This is a genomic window from Xanthobacter versatilis, assembly GCF_043193975.1.
Classification (GTDB): domain Bacteria; phylum Pseudomonadota; class Alphaproteobacteria; order Rhizobiales; family Xanthobacteraceae; genus Xanthobacter; species Xanthobacter autotrophicus_E.
This window is the reverse complement of sequence record NZ_JBAFVB010000031.1, coordinates 1-763: the sequence shown is the minus strand read 5'-3', so window position 1 is coordinate 763 and position 763 is coordinate 1. Positions and strand designations below refer to the sequence as shown.

Sequence of the window (763 nt, the reverse complement as noted above, 5' to 3'; positions counted from 1 at the left end):
CACGGTCTGTGCCGTATCGGGCGGGGCATGTGTCGTTGGCTCGGAGGCTGGCGTCGGTGACCGCGGGAGGATGACGCGCTGGCGTCGCCGACGTGCTGATGAGGTGCCGACCGCCTGCGTCGATCTCTGCCGATCATGCGGCGAAGCCCCCAGGCGGCCTCTCTTCCGGGCTGGTCTGGCGCCGGTTCGGCCTTGGCCTGCAACGGCTCCGCCGACCTTCTTCCCCTGACCGCAAGCGGTCATTCCTCGCGGGACAACAAGCTCGGCTGCCACCGTCCTCCGCTGCCGCTGCGGCCCACAAGGGGTGCAGCCGTCCGGTCCGTCGCCTCTCGACCGCCATCGAGGCCTCATCGGGCGGCTTCGGGCAACTCTCAGGAGATATGACAATGGCTCAGATCGGCACCTTCACCCGCGACGAGAACGGCGCCTATGCCGGGACGATCAAGACCCTCACCCTCAACGTCAAGGCCACCATCAAGCCCTGCGACCGCGACACCGACAAGGCGCCCGACTATCGCGTCACCGCCAACGGCGTCGAGTTCGGCGCCGGCTGGAGCCGGACCGCCCGCGAGACGGGCACCGAATACCTCTCGCTCAAGCTCGACGATCCGTCCTTCACGGCGCCGGTCTACGCCTCCCTGGTCCAGGGCGACAAGGGCGAGCACAAGCTCATCTGGTCGCGATGACCGGCCACGGGCGCTCCGCTTCCCGCGGGGCGCCCGCCTTCCACCCTCGCAATTATGCGGAGCAGAACCCCCGCCGA

Annotated in this window: 1 protein-coding gene; it reads left to right on the top strand. The window is 68.9% G+C overall.

All coding sequences use genetic code 11. The annotated features are described in order from the left end of the window. Positions 1-386: 386 nt before the first annotated feature. Positions 387-686: a DUF736 domain-containing protein gene (locus V5F66_RS22230; protein WP_149578558.1), complete on the top strand. Its 300-nt coding sequence runs from the start codon at positions 387-389 to the stop codon at positions 684-686. Positions 687-763 lie beyond the last annotated feature (77 nt).